This is a genomic window from Candidatus Villigracilis proximus (assembly GCF_016717045.1).
Lineage (GTDB): Bacteria > Chloroflexota > Anaerolineae > Anaerolineales > Villigracilaceae > Villigracilis > Villigracilis proximus.
On the sequence record NZ_JADJUO010000018.1, the window covers coordinates 78818 to 95321 of the forward strand.

Here is a 16504-nt window from a genome sequence, read left to right on the forward strand (position 1 = left end):
TAGCATTATAAAAAAGTCCGCCTGATATCAGGCGGACTGGATTTCTCAAGGTGCTTGTAATAATTCCGGCGGTGCGTTTACGCCTGCGCTTAAGGAGCGCAGGAATGCTTCGAGTTGTGCCATTTCGATTTGTGTAAAAGGAATCATCACCAGTTCACTGTGACCCACAGGCGCGATGGGCGCAGACCTGTAATGCCGGATCACTTCAGCCAGTGTCGCGATCTGACCCGCGTGCATGTAAGGCCCGGTCTCGGCCACGTTGCGAAGTGTGGGCGGCTTGAATGCGCCATCAAGTTGATGACCTTCGGAAACTATATAACGTAATTCGGCACAATCATTTTCACCGGCATCACTCCATTGACTCAGACAATTGAATTCATCGTTGAGTACATTTCTTGCACCTGTTGCGCGGCCGTCATCAGCAGGCAGGTCGTTTGCGGCGGGCACACCTGTGTTATGAAAATCATTGTTTGTAAATAACGGCCCGTTATGACATTTGATACATTGCGCGCGGTCAATGAACAATCGCAGCCCAGCGACTTCGTCAGATGTGAGCGCGGCTTTCATTGCGGTCTTGTCATCTTTTAACAGCGCTTCTACATAAGTATCAAAACGTGAAGGCGCAGGCATGATCAAACGTTCGTATGCGGCAATTGCTTTGCCCATGTTCACATACACTTGTGTCACGGCATCGCGGTCTGGGGTCATCGCATCCCATGCGGCGCGCGCAGTCATCTCCACGGGCGCGGCAATTTCAGGGAAGCTGCGCGGTCTGAAAAATCTGGCAGGCTGCCAAAAATGGATTCATATTCTGCACGATACACTTCATCGATCAAGTGCGCGTATTGTGCGCGCGTGCCGCCGTGTTCCACTGCGCTTTCCAGCGGCCCCAACGCCTGCGCCCATTGACTATCTTTGCGGCCATCCCAAAACATCCACGGGCTGTAGGCGGTGCCAATGATGGTCATTGTTTTTCGTGAGGTTGTGCCAACGCCTTGCGCGAGGGGCAGCCCATCCGAAAACATTAACTCGGGTTTATGGCAGGTGGCACAAGCCACTTCGCTGTTGGAGCTAAGGCGTGTGTCAAAAAATAATTTTTGTCCGAACTCCGCCGCCCTGGAATTATCGGCATATAGATTGGATGGATCAGGAGGAAGCGCAGGCAGACTGCCGATCCATAGCGACTTTAATGTGACAACTTCCGCTTCACTCCACGACGTTTGCCTGCTCTGTGCCCAAAGGAAAATGGCCGCGGCTGTGAGTATGATTCCGCCACTGATCAAGATCATGCGCTTCATGTTTTAGTTACTCAAGAATTAAATTAAATGTGACGTTATCGCTCTGTCCATCGGCATTGATATTGAACTTGACTTCCCAAAAGCCGAGCATTTGGAACTTCATGCCTTCCACGCGATAATCGCCATTGCCGAGGTCTTCCGTCACTTCGGGTTGGGTGGGCAAACCGTGACCATGCTGCGGCATTCCGCCATCGACCAGAATCTCAGCGCCTTCCACAGGCTGCCCATCTGCGGTCTCGATGTGAATTGTCCACGAGTGTATCTGGTTGAGCGGCAGGGGGCTGGAGTCACTGCTATAGGATACCCGAAACAGGCCTGCGTCCGAAAGAAGCGTGGTGGATGTATCCAGATCAGCTGGCGCAGACTGATTCCCCATCATCATCGGGTGTATGAATCGTGGTCCAATGATCGGCATGAGAAGAATAAATCCAATGATCACAATAATGGTAGTGATGACCGTTGTGATGATAACGGTTGTCGTTTGTTTTTTCATATACGCTCCTATGGCTTTAAGAATGAGCGTGATTTTAGTTTGGTTTTCAGGAGAACTTTGTAAAGATTCAATAAAGGAATTGACTAAACATCCGCCTTGCAAAAGGCGGATGTTTAGATGTTTTTTAAAACTTTAAGCAATATTATATTTCCAGTGATGTGTGCCAGGAGATGACGCGATTTCTGCCTGATTGTTTTGCGTCGTAAAGCGCCTGGTCTGCTCTGCGCAGGATCAATTCCAAAGTGTCCCGTTCAGATTCCATTTCTGTAAGACCAAGGCTGATGGTAATGGATGCGGAGTGCTTGTCTAATTCAATAATGGATTGGGCAATGATGCGGCATAATCGCTCGCAAACTTGATACGCCTGTTCACAGTTGGTTTCCGGCATGAGCAGGGCAAATTCTTCGCCGCCAAAGCGTGCGAACAGATCCATTTCGCGGATATTCTCGCAGCAGATTTTTGCAAATGTGATGAGCGCCTGATCTCCGGCTGGATGCCCAAACTTATCATTGATATTTTTGAAATGGTCAATGTCTATTAATGCCAGCGATAGGGGAGATTTGGTACGCGCAGCGCGTTTTAATTCCATTTCTGCCAGATCAAGCAAATGCCGGCGGTTGAATATCTGCGTAAGCATATCGGTTACGGCCAGTTTTTCAAATTTGGTTTGAATCTGCTTTAGGTCGGTGATGTCATGCCAGACAATTAGCCTTCCAACATTTTGATTGCGATGATCCAGCAGAGGGGAGATGTGAACATCGAAATGAGTACTATCCAGGATGACCTCGGCATGTGTTTGATTGATGCCGCGAAATTTTTTATGACATCGGGCCATTTTTGGAATAGGAATCCGACGGGCTGCCCGATGGGTTGTGCCGAGACACCGATCAATTTTTGCGCAGCGGGGTTAATATCCACCACTCGTTTTTGCCTGTCCAGAACGATGACGCCCTGGCTCATGTTTTCAATGAGCACACTGCGGGCGATGGGCACAATATCGAGAAAATGAAAACGCATGAGGGCGAAGGCAATTGTCAGCGCGGTGACCGTGAAAATGAAGGGAGTAATATCGGCATCTGGTAACGGTCCGCCGTTTAAAATAAATGAGATGTGTACCATCCATGGGATGATGGCTGCGGCCAGGATCGTGCTTGTTTGTTTTCGATAAATTCCAATAGAACCGTAGAGGGTTATGCATAATACGATGATGCTGATAAAGATCAAAATGTAGGAATAATAAATATTAGCCCATGCGACCGGCCCGACGTCCAAAGTGCGGACTGTGTTTAGCGCGCGCTTTCCTCCAAAATACAAATTGTGCCACGGGTCAGTCCATAGACGGATGAAAATGACAACCGGCTCAATCAGCAGGGACAAAATAATTGGGCGCTTTAATAATTTTTGGAACTGGGCATACTCGAGCGTAAAGAGCAGGAAGGCCGTTGGCACAATAAATGCCCCGAGGAGTGTGCTATCCAGCCAGAAGTATGGGGTCGGGCCTGGGATATCAGCCCAGAAAATGGCGTAGGTAATATCCCACCAGCTTAAAGCAAGTAAAAAAACAATAAGAGGCCGCGCGCCTGTTGCTGCTTGATGGGTGTACCAGATCATGATGACGACAATTAAACATGCAATTCCAGCCGTCATGAGCAGGCGCTGTAGTGAATGTTAGGTGGAGTCATTGTTTGAAAAAACATATAACTATTTCTTCAGTTTTACTATTGGAAGCCTGTGTATTAACTGATGAACTCGGGGAAATTTTTTACGATCTCGCTATATTCTTTGGCTGCTTCATTCCAGTCATTGCTGCCGGTTGTGATCGCCAGATCGAGATTGAGCAATCTGCCAACGCATTGATTCGCTTTTGTCAGCCGGTCTTCAAATTGTTTCTTAAAGACGCTGCTTATAGTTGCAATAAAGCCAAAGATCGCCACCAGAATGCAGGCCAGTCTCCATCCGCCATCTTCTGCTTGCGCTGCGGCTTGTGAGAATACATTGTTACCGCCAATGGCAGCGGCCATGCTCGCGATCAGAGTCGCTGCGGCAGGCGAGATGACATTCGCCAGAAATAATTGTGAGTCTGTTTTGCGAATATCGGCTGTTTTACTTTTCGCCACATTCAGGCTGGCTTTTACTGAATTGATAAATTTTTCATGATCCTGTGTTCCCTTGCTGTCTGTCACGTTTGCCTCCAATAAATAATTAGAATCTAATGTCTGTTACAACTATACATTAATCCCGCAGACAAATCAACAAAAAACCCGCTTAATTAAAAGCGGGTCTGGTTTTCCTTGTTGCTCGTTACTTATTACTTTTTACTACGTACTGCTCTATGCGGCAACCGCCATCTGTTCCTTCGCGGATTCAAATCCCCGGCGCAGGGCTTCGTAATTCTTCGGCAGCAAATGTTGATGACGCGCAGGCAAATGTGCCTTGAGTGCAGCTTCAAGTGTTTCAAGCGTCACTTCTGGCAGTGCTGCCAACAGTGCGCCCACAGTGACCATGTTGGTTAATTTCTTGTCGCCAATCTGTTCCGCAATTTCATTTGCAGAGACAAAGACCACGTTGATATCGTCACGTTTTGCGCCGCGATCCACCATGGATTGATTCACAACCAGCGTCCCGCCGGTTTGCATCATGGGTTCATATTTGTCAAATGACGGCAGATTTAAAGCAATGACCAACGGCGGATTCTTTACCAGTGGTGAACCAATTTCATGGTCAGCGATGACAACGGTGCAGTTCGCCGTCCCGCCGCGCATTTCAGGGCCGTACGATGGAATCCATGTCACTTCCTTGCCTGAGTCCATGGCCGCGTATGCAATGACCTGACCCGCAAACAACACACCCTGTCCGCCAAAACCTGAGATGATGATTTCTTTTTGCATTTATTCGCTCCGTTCATATGGATCAGATAATAAGTGATTAGTTGATTAGGAAAACCTAATTACCTGATCACTTATTCCTAATCTTATATTTTGATCTGCTTGATCGCATCGCTGACTTTAAAATCACCCAGCGGATACGCGGGCATCATGTGCTCTTCCACGAATTTCAACGAATTGACGGGCGTCATGCCCCAATTGGTTGGGCAGGTGGAAAGCAACTCGACTACCGAGAAGCCAAGTCCGCGGGCTTGCACTTCAAATGCCATGCGGATCGCCTTCTTTGCCAGACGAATATTTTTTGGATCATGCAATGAACGGCGCACACAATACCCAACGCCGTCTAATGTGGAAAGCATCTCAGAGACTCGAATCGGATAGCCCTGCGTTTCCACATCACGGCCATTTACCGAAGAGGATGTTTTCATGCCGGGCAAAGTTGTCGGCGCCATTTGTCCGCCGGTCATGCCGAAGTTTGCATTGTTGATGAAGATCACAGTGATATTTTCACCGCGCGCGGCAGCATGCACAATTTCACCCATGCCGATCGAAGCCAGATCGCCGTCACCTTGATAAGTGAACACAATCCGGTCAGGCATCACACGTTTCACACCGGTTGCCATCGCGGGCGCGCGTCCATGCGGCGCTTCTACAAAGTCTGTATCAAAATAGTTATAAGCAAATACAGAACATCCCACAGGTGCAACACCGATTGTCCTATCGATGACGCCCATCTCTTCCAAAACTTCCGCCACCAGGCGATGAGCTACGCCATGTGTGCATCCCGGACAGTAGTGGGTGGGTGTATCTGTAAAGCCTTCAGGTCTGTCGTACACTAAATTCTCTTTTAACATTTTGCCTCTATGCCTGCGTCATGCGTTCAAGCCACGCGTCACGCGGATGAACATCCACACTCAACTTGACCTTCGCCATGCGATGGATCTCATTCAATATCTCATCGGGGAACGGAACGACTCCGCCCATGCGCCCATAGAATTCGACGGGCACACGGCCTTTCACCGCCAACCGGACATCTTCCAGCATTTGGCCTGAATTCATCTCTGTGACAAGGAACGCATCAACCCGCGCTGTAAGCTGGTCGATCACCTCAAACGGAAACGGGCTGACAGTGATCGGTCTTAACAAACCCACCTTGATCCCCTCGGCACGCGCTTCGCGGACAGCAGACAAAGCCACACGTCCCGCTGTGCCAAAGCCGATGATGACAAATTCCGCATCATCCAGAAAATATTCCTTGTACCGAACTTCATTCGCTTCGATGGTCTTCCAGCGCTTAAGCACCCGCAGATTCATCTTCTCTTCTTCAATCGGATCCAGATAAATGGAGGAAAGAATGCGGCGTTCGCGTTTTCCCATTTTTCCGTCGGTGGCCCAATCCCAATTCGCGCGCTTGATCGGTTTCATCTCAGGCATTTGTGCGGGCTCCATCATTTGCCCCACGCAGCCATCGAGGATGACCATGCAGATCGAGCGGTACTTCTCAGCGAGGTCAAAGGAAAGACCCATCAAGTCGATTGCTTCCTGCACAGATGCAGGAGCCAGTACGATCGGCTGATAATCTCCATGTCCGCCGCCGTGGACGGCTTGGTTATAGTCTGCTTGTGCGGGCGCAATATTGCCCAAGCCTGGTCCGCCGCGCATCACGTTGACCAACACCGCGGGCACTTCAGTCCCTGCAATATAGGAAACGCCTTCCATCATCAAACTCATACCCGGGCTAGATGATGATGACATGACACGCACACCTGTGCAAGCTGCGCCATATACCATGTTGATCGCGCCCAATTCAGATTCTGCCTGCACGAAAGCACGTCCCAATTCGGGCATGCGCCGTGAAAGATATTCAAGTACTTCTGTTTGCGGGGTAATGGGATATCCGAAATACGCTTCAAGCCCGGCGCGGACAGATGCTTCGGCGATCGCTTCATTCCCTTTCCATAACTCTTTTGGCATTTTTTGTTTATCTCCGTTCATGTTACCGTTTGGTAATCCATGGAAAGATGAAAGAGGAAAATAACATCTTTCACCTTTCTTACACACTGATCGGCGCAGCCACCTTTGACGTTTCACGATAGACCGTGATCGCTGCATCAGGACAAACTACCGCACAAATAGCACACCCCGTGCAACCGTCCTTGAACGTGTGCGCGGGGTGGTAGCCCTTGGGGGTGAGGTGTGACATATTTAGCTCAATCACACTCTGTGGACATGCTCCTATGCAAATTTCACATCCTTTGCAGTAGGTATCACTTACTTCGATCCAACCTTTAGCTGGCATTTACAACTCCTTTTATACGAGAAGTCGGACATAATTTAGCGGGATTACCGCCAACTTGATTATGTCGTTTTCCGACAATTGCGAGTAGTGCCAAGCGTCACAGACAAGGACGCCGAAGGTCATTGCTTTTTTATGTCTATTCCCGGCTGATTTGTTCGATTTTTTCCTTCAATTGTTCCGCTTCTATTTTAGATTCGAGCGTTCCCGGTTCGGTTTTATGCCCGTCAGTGAAGGTAAATTTCAACCCATAAGTAGATGGTCCGTTATCCCAATCATGTGTCATGATTTCAATGCTTTTCAATTGATTTAACGAATATTTCCTGACTCGCAACGGCGTGACTGTCGACTCATACGCATGAGTAATTGTGCGGCGGACAAGGTCAATAGTCAGGGTCTGATTTAATCCGAAGATGGCACCAGCCATGAATGCCAGGCTGACCGCGATTGCTCCCAATGAAATGGCAAGGAAGAAAAGCGTAAATAAATTGAAACCCGTCCAGCCCGGCTTGATCAGCAATTCATAGGGAGCCATACACGGGAGTAGACCGATTATGAAGAGAAAAACACGCAGCCCGGTTGACATCTGCTCTGTGATCTCGATTCGTTCGTTGTTTTGAATGACGACTGACATGTTTATCCTTTGGGCGGAATGTCGCGTGCCATCTGTACGCCAATTTTATATAACTGTTTCATTTTCTCCGCATCAGGCGGCTGGGATGCGCTGTTTGCGTACGAGATGGTTAGCGTGTCGCCGCCTGTATGCAGTGTCAAAGTGGGGTTGGCTGAAAGTGTACGCAGGAATGCATCAGGCAGAGAGATGCGGCTTGCGGAAAAATCAGAAGTGCTGATCAGATAGCGGTCATCAAGATTGGGGATGTGCTGGAATTTCACAACTTCCATTTTTATACCAGCAGCGGTTTCTGTGATTTGATTGGCAATGGCCGTCAGTTTGCCTTCACCGCCCAAACGCGGACTGGCCGCGAAGTGCGGAAGATTCCATGTGGACGAGACAAATGCCAGCACATCCGTTTCGAGCGGATGATAGTGAATCTTACTGGAACGGCTTTTTACTTCACTGTCGGCCCTCCTTTACATCGCGGCGATGAAAGCCAAACATATAGACATCTCCGCTTGAAGAGTGACGTGAGTACACATTCTCCACGCGATATAGTTCGGGGCGGGTGATGTTGTTTACATACGTAACACGGTTAAGCAGGGTCAGAGTATCTTCGAGAAGTGATAACCCCAGCGCTTTTGCCAACGTATCATGTCTAGCCTTGCCTTTGCCGGCCACAACAATTACAAAGGCAACCATCATCAAAATAATTAAGAAAAAAACACAAACGACTGCAATTAATATTGTAAGGCTTGATTGCATATTCTCCTCCACCAGGGCGCACTCAAAGTTAGACTCTATCTCATGTTATATACGTCCATTATTACAAATAGATTCTCTTGTTGAGTGTATTGCAAGGATATTGCAAGCGCTTTCGTTTGCCTCCCTCTTGTTTATTGCTTGCGAACGGGCGATTTTATGGAACCGGGGTTTCGTTTGCAAGAATAGTCACTGATGTGACTAGGATCGTGTTACAGCCTGCATCCGTCATATAGCCGAGATATTTTCCCTCTGAATCATATTTGTCAATCTTGAGAATTTCCCGCCCGCTGATGCTGACGTTATCCCATTTTCTGATTAACTTTAATTGGTCGAAAATTTCCGCCGTGGCGGGAAAAATATGCAGGAGATTGATCGTTCCCGTTGGAGCCGCGTCGTCCCAGTGGTAAAAGAATTTATGCCCCATCACACTCACATCCACAACATCTTTCAATGCGTAATCTCCCGTGGTGACAAGAATATCATGCGACATGAACGGTGCAGACGAATCATACCAAAGCGAAGTGTGGCGCACCACTCCTGTAAAGTGGAGTCAGTGGGTAACTCGAAAGTCACATCCCATGTATATCCTTCAAGATTAACGATCTGTTTGTAATCAGACGAGATGGTTAGATCTTCAAATGGCGGCCTGCCTGAAATATCAACCCCGCAGGATGCCATAAAAATCATACTCATTACCAGAACGAATATTTTTTTATATTTCGATTTCAACATTTTTTCCCATCTCCAGCCATCGCAGCTTCTCGCTTAATCCCGCGGCTGTAAATTCCTTTTCGATGACCGACCTGCCTTCCCGAAAATGTTTCCAGCCTTCATAGTGGATCGGAATGAGCGTGCGCGGATTTAAGACTCGCGCCGCTTTCACCCCATCTTTCGCATCCATCGTAAAGCGGATCGGACCCGTAATCGGGAAGCTGGCTCTGCCCAAGTGAAATATCCCCACGCTGACAGTGAATCGCTCCGCCACTTCCTGAATGCCGTGATAAAAGATCGTGTCGCCGGTGATGTACAATGCGCCGTTCTGCTGGCCTTCCCATTCCAGCATGAAACCAATTGTCTGCCCTGCAAACGGGCGCACGAATAATGGTCCGTGCTGGGCGGGGGTGGCGTGACTTTTACTTTTGTATCGCCTGACTCCAAAATTGTGCTTTGCCAGTTTGCCAGTCCCTCAGCATTGCCGCGCAAACGTCTTTCGCCTGAAGTGGTTGTTAACACACGTTTGGCCTTTGGCAAAAAGGTACGCCCCGCTTGATCAAGATTATCTTCATGATGATCGTGGCTTAATAACACGCATCAATCTGCCCGAGGGCTTCCGTCGAAACAGGGGAATTTGTCAGCTTTGTCGAGCCGGTGCCCCAGCCGAAGGAATATTTCCCGCCAGCAGGATCAAATACGGGGTCGGTTAAGATGGCAGCTTTCCAATCTCAAAAGCATGGTTGCAGTGCTGATATGGGCGATTTTGAAATTCAAGATGATTTCCTCTGTAAATTTTTTAGAATTGTTCCGCCATCATTGAAGCTCAAGGGAACGAATACCTGCAAAGTGAACACAAAACACGTTTTCAAGCAGAGTGAATAAGCCGAGGTAGTACCAGTTCTCAGGCCAGAGAGGAATATCCATTTGCAGATTAAATAATTTTCCAAGATGGATGGGCTTCATTTTACATTCCAAGCAATTTCATTTCGTGTTTCAATGTTTCGGCCAACCCTTCCTTGAGTGGGCGCGGATCGTAGCCAAGATCGCGTTTGGCCTTGCTGTTATTGCCGATATAAGTGACGCCCGCAACGACACGCAGACCTTCACCTGTGAAACTCTCTGGAACAGAAATCACTTTATCAAGCACATACATCATCGCAGACATTACTCGCAGCATGCCCGCAGGCACGGCCATCGGTAAGCGCACGCCTGCGATTTCTTTTGCGATTTCGAGCCCGTTGATAAAGGTGTGCGTTGATCCGCAGATGTTGTAGTTCTCGCCGACTTTCCTTTTTCCATGGCGAGCCAATGCGCGTGTGCAATGTCATCCACGTGTGCCCAGGAGAAGGCGGTTTGTTTGGGCATGACAGGTAATTGCTTTGTCAGATATTGGATCAACGAAGTGCGCACGCTGCTCGTGTCACCGGGGCCGTAGACGAGTCCGGGCTGCACGATGACAAGCGGCAAACCTTCCTTGATCATTTGCACAGCAACATCATGCGCGCCGGCTTTGGTCTGATCGTAGACACTGATATGTTTACCTGTGAAATGATAATTTTCATCGGCTTCCACACCATGTGTATCCGAGTTGACAGCGAGTGTGCTGGTGTATACGCCTTTCGGAATATTCAATTCCTTCATCAACTCAAGCACGTTGCGTGTGCCTTCCACATTGATCGCAACCGCCTGACTCTTATCGCGCACCCCGACTTTATACCAGCCTGCCACATGGAAGACTCCATCCACGCCGGTCATCGGTTTGCGCATGGACTCTTTCTCGGTCACATCGCCCTGATAGAGGGTGACTCCCAATTGGGCCAGATCTTGCGCTTTGGCAGGATTGCGCACCACAGCGATCACATCGTGACCCGCTTCTCTAAGTTGATGGGCGAGTCGTCCGCCGATAAATCCAGTTGCGCCAGTAATAAAATATTTCATGAGTAAATTCCTTTTTATGATTTGGATTGTTGCTCAATGCCATACAGCAAAGAGGTTAATATGTTTTGAAATTCAGAGTTGAAGTCCAGATCGAAAGCGGACAGTCCTTCTTTTTCAATGACTTTGCGCGCAATGGGGGATGGGTCAGTGAGATGCCATAAGCCAACGACCAAAGCCTGACATTGCAAAATAACATGCGCACCTTCGCCTGCTTTCAGAAAAGGCAGTGACCTTTCCAGCTTTGCGCCCGTGCCTGCCAGTTTTTGCAGGATGATCTGCTTGTGCTTGAAGATCGATTCGTAGCTGACGTTTTGCTCAAGGATGGTCGAGTGGATGGCAAGCAGACGGGTAAATTCGGCCCGCTCTTGCAGTGAATCTGCAACCAGAGATGCGATTTTGGAAATGGAAGATTTCGCTTTAAGTGAATCCAGTTCCATATCCACTGCGTCGAACCACTCGATGAGTTGGTCTTCCATCAATGCCAGAAACATTTCCTCCTTGGTGGGGAAGTATAGAAAGAGGGTGCCTTTTGCCAGTTTGGCTTTGAGTGCCACTGCAGCCATGGTCACTTCGCTGTAGGAAGTGTTTTTGAAAGTTTGCATGGCGGCGGTCAGGATGACCTGCCGCTTTTCGAGTTTGTCTTCTTCGTTTGTTGCGCGTTGTTTTTTCATAATATAAATGACCTGTGGTCATTTATAACTGACCACAGGTCATTTTGTCAAGAGGTTTATGGCAATCTTTCGTTTTTTATTTCGTTAATTGATTGACCATTCCCTTCATCATGCTGGGGACGATTAATTTGTGAAATGGTTTTACAGGCAGGAAATATAGCTTTCCCAGCCAGTTGTGAATTTTGACAATCGTTGAGATATGAAGTTGGTTTTCTTTTTTATCGAGCAACAGGGAGACGCGAAAATTAAGATGTTTATCATCTTCGCCTAAAATGATTTCGTTCTCATTTCCATCGAAAACTTTGAACAAGCAGACTCTTTGTCCAATTTCACCTTTGAAGTCCTTTAGCACGGTTTTATGTTTTGCTTCACTTGAGCCGGATGTCTTTAATCCAATAATCGAAACGATTTTGTTGCGTAATGTGAAAAGCCAGCCCACCCAGACTGGACTTGATGTGAAGAAGGATTTTCCAACTTTTTCAACGTTTTAAGTTGTTCGTATCAAGTGCAACTGAATAACTGTCCAGATAATCATAGGCGGTATTTTTTAACAGGGATGTATTAGGCAGGCTGGATTTTATTGGTTTCATACTTGCCTATTATCCCCAAATGTGTGTTCTGGAACGAATCTGAATGCTTCAAACCATATCCCAAAATACGGTCCATGCTCGAATGACCAAATAAGATTAGGCCGGCAAATTGCAGAGATGCGCTGGTCAGAAGCACACCAATGACAAAGATACTGATTCCCAGGGCCTTGTGGTGAATGAAGTTATAAGTCATTGCGCCAACTTTGGGGCTGACAAGATAACCGATCATGCTGAGGTCGGGGACAAATAAAAATAATGGATACCACCACCAGGCAAATTCTAATTTTGAAAAAAGAAAGATGGAGAGACCGAACATAAATAATTCTTCGAGTTTAAGTAAATTTTTCATTTTAATTTTCCTTGTTTGCGTAAATTACAGATAAGGTTTGTAATGTTGAACCATGATCTCAACCGCCTGTTCCAGAGCGGCTTCGTTGATTTTCTGTCCCATACTTTCAATGTAGGGCAGTAAGGTATGTCCTAAAACCCAGCCGGTGAAAACAACATTATGCAATTCGTCTGGATTAAGAGCGGCTCTGTTTCCACCTGTGCCTGCCAGCCCTTTAATAATTTTTTCCTGATCTGCGAGTCTTTGCTCCTGAATTTCGCGAAAGCGGCGGGCTAGGAGCTTGTCATTACGGAGCAGGGCGCCGAGTTCGCGAAAAAAGAATGGATAGGACCAGATGATCTCAAAATTAAGGCGCATCATGCGGCGCAGTGTTTCAAGCGTGAAAGGTTGTTCCGTGGGTTGATAGATCACATCGAACTGTTTGAACATTTCCTCCATGATGGCACGGATGACCTCTTCCTTGTTCTTGAAGTGATACTGTAAATTTCCAGCGCTCATTCCTACAACTTCGGCCAAAGCATTCATTGAGATCGAAGCCGTGCCAGATTGATTGAAAACCTCGATCGCTTTTTTTTAGAATATTGTTTTTCGTTTGTTGTGACGCTTTGTATACTCGTGGTGACATGACTTTTCCTTTTTAGTAATATGTTACTAATTTAGTATATTTATACTAAATTGTCAAGGGCAAAAAAGACACTCTGCAGGGATTGCCAGAGTGTCTTTTAGTAGAAATGATTGGTTGCTAATTTTATTAAGCAGATTGATGTTTCATGCGATATTGATAGAGAGCCAGTCCCGCCGCGCCGAACAAAATGGATGTGATAATCCCTTCGTTGGTGGGGGTGAACACAGCCGCCAGCGGACCGTTGACTTTGATGAATCCATTAATGAGCAGCGGCATACTTAATGCGTTGATGACGTTGTGCAAAACGAAGACCGGCCAAACCGATTTGCTGATCAAACGCAATTCACCAAACAGAATTGCTGTGGGGAACAAGACGAGTAATCCAATGGCGAGGAAGACGGGAATGCTGGTGGTGATGGATCCTATTAATACATTGCGGTCGAGGAAATAATAGTAGTACGGCAAATGCCATGACCACCACAGAATACCAACGATCAAATGATTCAACAGCGGACGAATGTTTGCGGCTTCTAATCTTGGGGTGAGGTATCCGCGCCACGCAAATTCTTCGAAGATGTTTTTCATCAGCGAGCCGATGAACATTGTGCCAGCTACAGAAAGATATGCGTTGAAGCCCTGCGCGGCAAATCCGTCCGCGTTGACGATGCCGAGGACGGTACCCAAGCCAAAGGTTAAGAGAGCGGCGAGCGGATAGACGAGGATCGCCACCAGATACCACTTCCAGCCTGAGAGGAGATTCAAGCCGAAGCCGGAATCCTTCCAGCCATCCCCGCCAAGGGCGCGCAGTAAAATTCCTGATAAGGCGGGCGTGGTGAGCCAGACCAGCGCGCCCAAACTTTGCATGGGCGGTTGTGTGTTACCGGTGACGCCGTTAAGCCAAATGCCGAGCCAGCCGCCGCCGACAGTGAAGAGTGCGACGATGATGATATTGCGAATGATCTTGTTCATTTTATTTTCCTATTTGAATGTTGTAATTTTTTGTTTCAACGCGCTCAATGGCCGAACGCAGCCAGGTCGCGTCAGATTTTGAGTTGATGTATCCCAGCTCAAGTGTGAGCATGGCAAAAAAAACGGTGCGCGGATCGGTGACTTTGCTGGGCGTGTTTTGAGTCATTTGATACACGGCTTCATACACGGCCAGCCGCTCTTCGATCTCTTTTAGTTTGAGGTTTAGCAAGTTTAGAATTTCTTCGTCGCTGAGCTTGCCGCCGAAATACACCTGAATCAGAAACGGTTCACGCGTATCGTGCTCGGGCAGGGGGGTGGAAAGCCATTGCTGTAATTCGGCGCGGCCGGTTTCGGTGATGTTGTAGATCTTCATATCAAGGCGTTCTTCGCGCTCGACCACTTCTTTTTCGACCAGACCTTCTTCGTCGAGCTGGGCCAGCGTGCGGTAGATCTGGCTTTGGTTGGCAGGCCAGAAATGCTGCACCGAGCGGTCGAAGGCTTTTTTGAGGTCGTAGCCTGAGAACGGGGCAAAGGACAAAAATCCGAGGATGGCGTGTTTTAGTGACATGGATTCCTTTCGTATAGCACTATAATACTTGTATTATAGTATAAGTATTATAAAAAAGTCAAGGCTAAATAAAAAAGTGACCGTGAAATTTTTTTCACGGTCACTTTTTTATTTTCGATGTTTTGCGCTCCATTCGCTTAGCGTGGTGTTTGGTTTTCCCAGCAAACGATCGGCTTCTTCGGGCGAGCCATCTTCGCCGTGACGTTCGTAATGTGTCATGAGCGTTGCTGTACTTTTCCATTCGGTGTTGAAGGTCAACGTGCCGAGTACCGATAACATCTTGGTTGAGATGGGGGAGATCTTCACCTCGGGCGCGGCAAGGCTTGTATAAATTTTCATTGCTTCGCCCATGGTGTACGTCTCAGGCCCGAAGATATAAAGTTCCTTGTTTAGTGTTTCATCGGTCTGGTAACTTTTTGCAACCATGCGCGCATAATCTTCCACCGCGATCCAATGCAGCGGATGGATTTGATTCCCGATCAGCGACATGCTTTTGCCCTGAATGAACAGCGGCAAGGATTCCATGAACCACGAAGCGCGGAATATCGTATAAGGCACGCCGCTGGATTTAAGAGCCGCTTCGCCCTTAAGCTTTGACCTGCTCTCCTGGCGTATCAGCCTTTTCCACACTGACAGCGTACGCCGAAAGGATCGTCACGCGGCCCACATTTTTTTCTTTTGCAGCCTGTGCAATATCGCGCGTGGCGATGTGGTCCATGCGGTCGAAGTCCGCGTCACTTGGCCCACCCTTCAAACTAATGTGGACTCCGTCTACGCCAATCATCGCTTCTTTCAAAGCAGCAGTGTTATCCACATCACCTTTGACGATTTCATATCCAGCGCCCACAAGCTTCTGCGCCTTTTCAGGATTGCGCGCCAGCAAGCGGACATTGAATCCATCCGCCTTGAGTTGTTGTGCCACGGGCTTTCCAAGCATGCCCGTCCCGCCGATGACGAGAATGGTTTTATTTGTGTTTGTCATGTCTTTTACCTGTTTTTGATAAGCCGATTTGTTTTGCAAACTTGATGATTCGATTTGTGTCCCGAATTGCGGGACCATGCCCGAAGCAAATCACCTGCGGCTTGAGAGCAGCGATCTTCTTGATGGATTTGCGGTTTTGTTTCCAGGCCAGTTGTAAAAACTGCGGGAGGAGCGTTGAGTTCTGGCATGGTTGTGAAAAAATTGATATTGCGCAGCACATCACCTGCTATCAACACGCCGTCACGCTCGCGCCAAAAACAAACATGCCCCGCCGAATGTCCAGGCGTTTCGATGACGACAAAATCTTCAACCCTGTCGCCTTCCTGCAAAATGCGGTCAACGGGATGACCAGGTCCAGCCATAAAATTTTGTTCGAAGATGGCAACTGGGTGTTTTGGGTTCGGCATGGCCCCGACCACCAAACCGCTCTCCGCAGCAGATTTATCCTTCGCACCCACCCAAAACGGAATCCCCAACTTTTTGCATAATTCCGCGCTTGCGCCCTGATGGTCTGGGTGTGCGTGGGTCAGCGCGTGCGCGGTCAACTTATGGTTTCCAAGCTGACGCAGAATGGTTCGCCCCGAAACCTTGATACCCGCATCAATCAACGTGGAGCCGATCAAGTAGGTGTTAACCAACTGACGCGGCATGACTGGAATTTGAAAAACGTCTTTTGCAATTTGAATCATGTTGTCCTCTTGCCCCGTTTATACAGTCTTCCCCAACGTCAGAGTCAAGGGTGTGC

General features: G+C 48.0%; 27 protein-coding genes and 1 pseudogene. All 28 read right to left on the minus strand.

Annotation, left to right across the window (positions count from 1 at the left end; genetic code table 11):
- Positions 1-45 precede the first annotated feature (45 nt).
- Complete coding sequence (locus IPL71_RS18170) at positions 46-735, minus strand: cytochrome-c peroxidase (RefSeq protein WP_345324064.1); 690 nt, start codon at positions 733-735, stop codon at positions 46-48.
- Entirely contained in the window at positions 732-1298 is a 567-nt protein-coding gene (locus IPL71_RS18175; RefSeq protein ID WP_345324065.1) for a cytochrome-c peroxidase, read from the minus strand. The genes IPL71_RS18170 and IPL71_RS18175 overlap by 4 nt, the downstream gene beginning before the upstream one ends.
- 7 nt (positions 1299-1305) lie before the next feature.
- Positions 1306-1791: a FixH family protein gene (locus tag IPL71_RS18180; protein ID WP_345324067.1), complete on the minus strand. Its 486-nt coding sequence runs from the start codon at positions 1789-1791 to the stop codon at positions 1306-1308.
- A gap of 142 nt (positions 1792-1933) precedes the next feature.
- Entirely contained in the window at positions 1934-2596 is a 663-nt protein-coding gene (locus IPL71_RS18185) for a GGDEF domain-containing protein (RefSeq protein WP_345324216.1), read from the minus strand.
- Entirely contained in the window at positions 2497-3438 is a 942-nt protein-coding gene (locus IPL71_RS18190) for a histidine kinase N-terminal 7TM domain-containing protein (RefSeq protein ID WP_345324068.1), read from the minus strand. Before IPL71_RS18190 ends, IPL71_RS18185 begins: the two co-directional genes overlap by 100 nt.
- Positions 3439-3527: 89 nt before the next feature.
- Positions 3528-3974 carry a hypothetical protein gene (locus tag IPL71_RS18195; RefSeq protein WP_345324070.1) on the minus strand — a complete coding sequence of 149 codons (447 nt, stop codon included), beginning with the start codon at positions 3972-3974 and terminating at the stop codon, positions 3528-3530.
- A gap of 147 nt (positions 3975-4121) precedes the next feature.
- A complete protein-coding gene (locus tag IPL71_RS18200; RefSeq protein ID WP_345324072.1) occupies positions 4122-4679 on the minus strand; it encodes a 2-oxoacid:ferredoxin oxidoreductase subunit gamma family protein in 558 nt (185 codons plus the stop codon).
- Between the two features lie 83 nt (positions 4680-4762).
- Positions 4763-5530 (minus strand): thiamine pyrophosphate-dependent enzyme, encoded by a 768-nt coding sequence (locus IPL71_RS18205; RefSeq protein ID WP_345324074.1) that lies wholly within the window; start codon positions 5528-5530, stop codon positions 4763-4765.
- A gap of 7 nt (positions 5531-5537) precedes the next feature.
- The gene (gene vorB, locus IPL71_RS18210) at positions 5538-6650 is read right to left on the minus strand and encodes a 3-methyl-2-oxobutanoate dehydrogenase subunit VorB (protein WP_345324076.1); all 1113 of its coding nucleotides are present in this window, start codon (positions 6648-6650) and stop codon (positions 5538-5540) included.
- Between the two features lie 79 nt (positions 6651-6729).
- Complete coding sequence (locus IPL71_RS18215; RefSeq protein ID WP_345324078.1) at positions 6730-6975, minus strand: 4Fe-4S dicluster domain-containing protein; 246 nt, start codon at positions 6973-6975, stop codon at positions 6730-6732.
- Positions 6976-7111: 136 nt separating this feature from the next.
- Positions 7112-7606 carry a hypothetical protein gene (locus IPL71_RS18220; RefSeq protein ID WP_345324081.1) on the minus strand — a complete coding sequence of 165 codons (495 nt, stop codon included), beginning with the start codon at positions 7604-7606 and terminating at the stop codon, positions 7112-7114.
- Between the two features lie 2 nt (positions 7607-7608).
- On the minus strand, positions 7609-7998 hold the full coding sequence (locus tag IPL71_RS18225; RefSeq protein ID WP_345324082.1) for a hypothetical protein: 390 nt from the start codon (positions 7996-7998) through the stop codon (positions 7609-7611).
- A 49-nt stretch (positions 7999-8047) separates the two neighbouring features.
- Complete coding sequence (locus IPL71_RS18230; RefSeq protein WP_345324084.1) at positions 8048-8353, minus strand: hypothetical protein; 306 nt, start codon at positions 8351-8353, stop codon at positions 8048-8050.
- 154 nt (positions 8354-8507) lie between these two features.
- Positions 8508-8843: a hypothetical protein gene (locus IPL71_RS18235; RefSeq protein WP_345324086.1), complete on the minus strand. Its 336-nt coding sequence runs from the start codon at positions 8841-8843 to the stop codon at positions 8508-8510.
- Positions 8801-9085: a hypothetical protein gene (locus IPL71_RS18240; RefSeq protein WP_345324087.1), complete on the minus strand. Its 285-nt coding sequence runs from the start codon at positions 9083-9085 to the stop codon at positions 8801-8803. The genes IPL71_RS18235 and IPL71_RS18240 overlap by 43 nt, the downstream gene beginning before the upstream one ends.
- The gene (locus tag IPL71_RS18245) at positions 9066-9449 is read right to left on the minus strand and encodes an MBL fold metallo-hydrolase (protein ID WP_345324089.1); all 384 of its coding nucleotides are present in this window, start codon (positions 9447-9449) and stop codon (positions 9066-9068) included. Before IPL71_RS18245 ends, IPL71_RS18240 begins: the two co-directional genes overlap by 20 nt.
- A 431-nt stretch (positions 9450-9880) precedes the next feature.
- Complete coding sequence (locus tag IPL71_RS18250) at positions 9881-10030, minus strand: hypothetical protein (protein ID WP_345324091.1); 150 nt, start codon at positions 10028-10030, stop codon at positions 9881-9883.
- A 1-nt stretch (position 10031) separates the two neighbouring features.
- Entirely contained in the window at positions 10032-10262 is a 231-nt protein-coding gene (locus IPL71_RS18255; protein WP_345324093.1) for a Rossmann-fold NAD(P)-binding domain-containing protein, read from the minus strand.
- Positions 10232-11005: an NAD-dependent epimerase/dehydratase family protein gene (locus IPL71_RS18260; RefSeq protein ID WP_345324095.1), complete on the minus strand. Its 774-nt coding sequence runs from the start codon at positions 11003-11005 to the stop codon at positions 10232-10234. The genes IPL71_RS18255 and IPL71_RS18260 overlap by 31 nt, the downstream gene beginning before the upstream one ends.
- A gap of 14 nt (positions 11006-11019) precedes the next feature.
- On the minus strand, positions 11020-11676 hold the full coding sequence (locus tag IPL71_RS18265; protein ID WP_345324097.1) for a TetR/AcrR family transcriptional regulator: 657 nt from the start codon (positions 11674-11676) through the stop codon (positions 11020-11022).
- Positions 11677-11752: 76 nt separating this feature from the next.
- Positions 11753-12142, minus strand: a pseudogene (locus tag IPL71_RS18270) (DUF2867 domain-containing protein); the annotation flags it as partial.
- A gap of 95 nt (positions 12143-12237) precedes the next feature.
- A complete protein-coding gene (locus IPL71_RS18275; RefSeq protein WP_345324101.1) occupies positions 12238-12615 on the minus strand; it encodes a DUF4260 domain-containing protein in 378 nt (125 codons plus the stop codon).
- 24 nt (positions 12616-12639) lie between these two features.
- Positions 12640-13179 carry a TetR/AcrR family transcriptional regulator gene (locus tag IPL71_RS18280; protein WP_345324217.1) on the minus strand — a complete coding sequence of 180 codons (540 nt, stop codon included), beginning with the start codon at positions 13177-13179 and terminating at the stop codon, positions 12640-12642.
- Positions 13180-13366: 187 nt separating this feature from the next.
- The gene (locus IPL71_RS18285) at positions 13367-14209 is read right to left on the minus strand and encodes a CPBP family glutamic-type intramembrane protease (protein ID WP_345324103.1); all 843 of its coding nucleotides are present in this window, start codon (positions 14207-14209) and stop codon (positions 13367-13369) included.
- Between the two features lies 1 nt (position 14210).
- Positions 14211-14777, minus strand: coding sequence for a PadR family transcriptional regulator (locus IPL71_RS18290; RefSeq protein WP_345324105.1), 567 nt, complete (start codon positions 14775-14777; stop codon positions 14211-14213).
- Between the two features lie 108 nt (positions 14778-14885).
- Positions 14886-15407, minus strand: a complete 522-nt coding sequence (locus IPL71_RS18295; protein WP_345324106.1) for an SDR family oxidoreductase — start codon at positions 15405-15407, stop codon at positions 14886-14888.
- Positions 15364-15759, minus strand: coding sequence for an SDR family oxidoreductase (locus IPL71_RS18300; protein WP_345324107.1), 396 nt, complete (start codon positions 15757-15759; stop codon positions 15364-15366). The genes IPL71_RS18295 and IPL71_RS18300 overlap by 44 nt, the downstream gene beginning before the upstream one ends.
- Before the next feature lie 5 nt (positions 15760-15764).
- On the minus strand, positions 15765-16448 hold the full coding sequence (locus IPL71_RS18305) for an MBL fold metallo-hydrolase (RefSeq protein WP_345324109.1): 684 nt from the start codon (positions 16446-16448) through the stop codon (positions 15765-15767).
- Between the last annotated feature and the right edge of the window lie 56 nt (positions 16449-16504).

Excerpts from the sequence above, each read along its gene's own strand:
- IPL71_RS18265 (WP_345324097.1), bottom strand. The coding sequence starts at position 11,676 with ATGAAAAAACAACGCGCAACAAACGAAGAAGACAAACTCGAAAAGCGG.
- IPL71_RS18305 (WP_345324109.1), bottom strand. The coding sequence starts at position 16,448 with ATGATTCAAATTGCAAAAGACGTTTTTCAAATTCCAGTCATGCCGCGT.
- IPL71_RS18290 (WP_345324105.1), bottom strand. The coding sequence starts at position 14,777 with ATGTCACTAAAACACGCCATCCTCGGATTTTTGTCCTTTGCCCCGTTC.
- IPL71_RS18170 (WP_345324064.1), bottom strand. The coding sequence starts at position 735 with ATGACTGCGCGCGCCGCATGGGATGCGATGACCCCAGACCGCGATGCC.
- IPL71_RS18190 (WP_345324068.1), bottom strand. The coding sequence starts at position 3,438 with ATGACGGCTGGAATTGCATGTTTAATTGTCGTCATCATGATCTGGTAC.
- IPL71_RS18230 (WP_345324084.1), bottom strand. The coding sequence starts at position 8,353 with ATGCAATCAAGCCTTACAATATTAATTGCAGTCGTTTGTGTTTTTTTC.
- IPL71_RS18255 (WP_345324093.1), bottom strand. The coding sequence starts at position 10,262 with ATGGCCGTGCCTGCGGGCATGCTGCGAGTAATGTCTGCGATGATGTAT.
- IPL71_RS18250 (WP_345324091.1), bottom strand. The coding sequence starts at position 10,030 with ATGAAGCCCATCCATCTTGGAAAATTATTTAATCTGCAAATGGATATT.
- IPL71_RS18200 (WP_345324072.1), bottom strand. The coding sequence starts at position 4,679 with ATGCAAAAAGAAATCATCATCTCAGGTTTTGGCGGACAGGGTGTGTTG.
- vorB (WP_345324076.1), bottom strand. The coding sequence starts at position 6,650 with ATGCCAAAAGAGTTATGGAAAGGGAATGAAGCGATCGCCGAAGCATCT.
- IPL71_RS18300 (WP_345324107.1), bottom strand. The coding sequence starts at position 15,759 with ATGACAAACACAAATAAAACCATTCTCGTCATCGGCGGGACGGGCATG.
- IPL71_RS18240 (WP_345324087.1), bottom strand. The coding sequence starts at position 9,085 with ATGTTGAAATCGAAATATAAAAAAATATTCGTTCTGGTAATGAGTATG.
- IPL71_RS18175 (WP_345324065.1), bottom strand. The coding sequence starts at position 1,298 with ATGAAGCGCATGATCTTGATCAGTGGCGGAATCATACTCACAGCCGCG.
- IPL71_RS18235 (WP_345324086.1), bottom strand. The coding sequence starts at position 8,843 with ATGTCGCATGATATTCTTGTCACCACGGGAGATTACGCATTGAAAGAT.
- IPL71_RS18260 (WP_345324095.1), bottom strand. The coding sequence starts at position 11,005 with ATGAAATATTTTATTACTGGCGCAACTGGATTTATCGGCGGACGACTC.
- IPL71_RS18285 (WP_345324103.1), bottom strand. The coding sequence starts at position 14,209 with ATGAACAAGATCATTCGCAATATCATCATCGTCGCACTCTTCACTGTC.
- IPL71_RS18220 (WP_345324081.1), bottom strand. The coding sequence starts at position 7,606 with ATGTCAGTCGTCATTCAAAACAACGAACGAATCGAGATCACAGAGCAG.
- IPL71_RS18180 (WP_345324067.1), bottom strand. The coding sequence starts at position 1,791 with ATGAAAAAACAAACGACAACCGTTATCATCACAACGGTCATCACTACC.
- IPL71_RS18275 (WP_345324101.1), bottom strand. The coding sequence starts at position 12,615 with ATGAAAAATTTACTTAAACTCGAAGAATTATTTATGTTCGGTCTCTCC.
- IPL71_RS18205 (WP_345324074.1), bottom strand. The coding sequence starts at position 5,530 with ATGTTAAAAGAGAATTTAGTGTACGACAGACCTGAAGGCTTTACAGAT.
- IPL71_RS18215 (WP_345324078.1), bottom strand. The coding sequence starts at position 6,975 with ATGCCAGCTAAAGGTTGGATCGAAGTAAGTGATACCTACTGCAAAGGA.